The following is a 2907-nucleotide window of genomic DNA, read 5'->3' as shown; positions in this document are numbered from 1 at the left end:
TTTAAATAGAATACAAAGGCTTATTAAAAAGTTTTGTTGTTTTCAGGTTTTATCTCCATCTCTTTATCTCCCTTAAATATTGCTTTTATTTCATTGCTTCTATATAAATTTACCCTGCAACCTGTAGCAACTTTTATTCCAAATGCAACATCTTCATTTCCATATAAATCAACCTCTTCTATTTTCATTTCTTTTTTCGCTCTTTCTCCCATTTCAATTCCAATTTTTACATATTCATTAAAAACTTCTTTATGCCTAGAAATATTATATAGCTCAAGAAATATATCTGGTGTAGTATCTTTTAAAGTTGGGCGGGCAATTCTCGCCTCCCTTAATTCATTCATATCAATTTCGCATACTACACTTTCTTCCTTAAAATATTCTGTTTTATTTATTATTTCCCCATTTGGTTTATATACTCTGCTTCCTCCCCAGAAAGAAAGCCCATTTTCCTCTCCAACGAGATTTGAATATGCAACAAATACTGTATTTTCTATTGCTCTTGAAGGAAGCACACTTTCAAATTGCTTTCTTGTTAGGGAGGGTGAAGCAGATATGCATACTATTAAATCAGCCCCTTTCAATGCTATTCCTTTTATCAATTCAGGAAAGAAAATATCGTAGCATATGGCTATTCCTATTTTCCATCCCTTAAAATTAAAAACTGGTAAGTCTTTTCCAGGAGAAAAATAAAATTTTTCTTCAAATGGTCCAAAATTTGCAAGAAAATTTTTGTTGTATATTTCAACACCATCTGGCTTCACAAAAACAGCTGAATTATATATTATTCCCTTTCTTTCCTCAAAAGGCATTCCAAAGATTAATCCTTTATCATCACATATTTCTCTAATTTTCTTTATTGACTCGCCATCCTTTCCTTCCGCAAGGGAAAAAATCTCCTCCCTGCAGGCATAGCCAGTCAATGACATTTCTCCAAATATATATAAGTCTGCATCTTCCTTCTTTATAAATTTTTCCATTTTATCAATATTTTTCTTCTTATTTCCCAGTTTTGGGCTCATGCTTACTGTGCAAATTTTCATAGGAAGAAATAAATTCTTTTTTAATATATCTTTTTATGCTAAATATAAATGAAGAAGAAGTGCTAAATATTATACTTAACTTCATAAGAGATTATAAAGAAAATAGCGGGAGAGAAAAGATTGTTATTGGCTTATCAGGCGGAGTGGATTCATCACTTGTAGCAAAATTGGCTACCATGGCGGTGGGAAATGAAAATGTGCATTCAATTTTTTTGCCAGATGTCTCTACACCTCTTGAAGATTTTGAGCACGCCCGCCTTATGGCAAAAATTTTGAGTATATCTTACAGAGTTATTGATTTATCTCCTATGATTCACTCCATAACAAATGCATGCGGCGAGATGGATGAGGTCACATTGGGAAATATAAAAGCAAGGTTAAGAATGATATTCCTGTATCAATTTGCAAATTCAAAAAATGCTCTTGTATGCGGGGCATCAAACAAAACAGAGCTCATGATAGGATACTTTACTAAATATGGAGACGGGGCAAGCGATATACTGCCCATAGGCGATTTATATAAAACACAGGTATATCAGCTTGCTAGGCATGTTGGTATTCCAGAAGAGATATTGAAGAAGCCCCCGACAGCAGGCTTATGGAAAGGGCAGACAGATGAAAAAGAACTGGGGATATCCTATGAAAAACTTGATAAAATACTGTATGGACTTGAAAGGCAGAAAAGTTTTGAAGAAATATCAAAAATAGCAGGAGTAAATATGGATGAAGTAAAAAGAATATATGGGATGGTTAAAAAAACAGAGCATAAGAGAAAATTCCCGATTATTCCAAAAATATCATTCCGCACAATAGGCATTGACTGGAGATTTCCTCTATAGATTTTCCTCTAAATCCTCATATTTTTTCTTCAATATCTTTAATGCTTCCTTCAGTGCTTCCTTTGCGGATATTGAGCCATCTGTCTCATATTGCATTATTATTCTATTTTCATCCCCCTCCACCTTTATTGCATTTAACTTGCATATTTCTTCACAACTCTTGCACAGTATGCAATCTATTTCATTTTTAACCATGAGTTTATTATTTTTAATTTCAAGAATATTTCTTGGACAAGCATGCACGCAATCCCCGCATAAATTACATCTTTCCTCTATTTTAATTACTGGATAATATTTATATCCTATTCCACATATTGTCTGCCATTTTGCATGCTCCTTCCCTGTGCCAAGCACTGCCTCTGCTTCCAATATTATGCGCTGATTTTTTATCAGTCTTGCAATTGGAATGTTTTTATCTATAACTTCCCACATTGCGTCCTCAGCCTTCAGGTCGCCAGAATAAACAGTTCCTTCCCCCTCCTTGCTTAGGGTATAATGAACGGTGCAGGAAGGGCATCCCTTTCCATTACATGTGCATTCATTTCTTGGGACAAGCAAATCAAGCCTTGTTGGAAGTGGCAGCATGGAAAGGCGATGGGCAATTATTTCGTCAAAAAGAGCAGAAGTATTATCATAAATCCTTACATTTTCTATTGCAAGCTTTGGCAAATCAGAGAGAAGTGTTCTTCTTATAGAATTAACAAAATGAGGCGTCGTATCTTCAAAAAGAATTTTTGCATAATTATCTGTCAGTTCAATAAATGAAAGCTTCATACTCTTCTCCCGCGCTTCCCTCCCTTTTCCCTGCATCCATCATGTGGCAAGGGTGTAACATCCTCTATCCTCCCTATCTTGAAGCCAGCTCTCGCCAGCGCTCTTATGGCGGCTTGCGCTCCCGGTCCGGGGCTTTTACTCCTTCCCCTTCCTATTCCCCTTACCTTTATATGCAATGAATCCACTCCTTTTTCTTTTAGCTCCTCAGCTACTCTCTGGGCTGCGACCATTGCTGCGTATGGTGATGGCTC

At 36.0% G+C, this 2907-nt stretch carries 4 protein-coding genes; 1 reads left to right on the top strand and 3 read right to left on the bottom strand.

All coding sequences use genetic code 11. The features are described from left to right. Positions 1 to 23: 23 nt before the first annotated feature. Positions 24 to 1043: a carbon-nitrogen hydrolase family protein gene (locus H5T45_07500; GenBank protein MBC7129543.1), complete on the bottom strand. Its 1020-nt coding sequence runs from the start codon at positions 1041 to 1043 to the stop codon at positions 24 to 26. 35 nt (positions 1044 to 1078) lie between these two features. On the opposite strand from H5T45_07500, the gene H5T45_07495 reads away from it, so the two are divergent. After that, the gene (locus tag H5T45_07495) at positions 1079 to 1882 is read left to right on the top strand and encodes an NAD+ synthase (protein MBC7129542.1); all 804 of its coding nucleotides are present in this window, start codon (positions 1079 to 1081) and stop codon (positions 1880 to 1882) included. Here the strand turns inward: H5T45_07495 and H5T45_07490 are convergent. Both H5T45_07490 and rpsK read right to left on the bottom strand, forming a co-directional pair. Further along, a complete protein-coding gene (locus H5T45_07490) occupies positions 1877 to 2656 on the bottom strand; it encodes a DNA-directed RNA polymerase subunit D (protein MBC7129541.1) in 780 nt (259 codons plus the stop codon). The genes H5T45_07495 and H5T45_07490 overlap by 6 nt on opposite strands. Next, the coding region (rpsK, locus tag H5T45_07485) for a 30S ribosomal protein S11 (protein ID MBC7129540.1) at positions 2653 to 2907 on the bottom strand (255 nt) is incomplete at its 5' end. The genes rpsK and H5T45_07490, both read right to left, overlap by 4 nt.

It is taken from the genome of Thermoplasmatales archaeon (genome assembly GCA_014361245.1).
Lineage (GTDB): Archaea > Thermoplasmatota > E2 > UBA202 > JdFR-43 > JACIWB01.
The sequence above is the reverse complement of the archived record's forward strand: the minus strand, read 5'-3'. Positions and strand labels throughout refer to the sequence as shown.

What these genes read in the sequence shown, in the direction of transcription:
- H5T45_07490 (MBC7129541.1), bottom strand. Translation starts at nt 2,656, where the DNA reads ATGAAGCTTTCATTTATTGAACTGACAGATAATTATGCAAAAATTCTT.
- H5T45_07500 (MBC7129543.1), bottom strand. Translation starts at nt 1,043, where the DNA reads ATGAAAATTTGCACAGTAAGCATGAGCCCAAAACTGGGAAATAAGAAG.
- H5T45_07495 (MBC7129542.1), top strand. Translation starts at nt 1,079, where the DNA reads ATGCTAAATATAAATGAAGAAGAAGTGCTAAATATTATACTTAACTTC.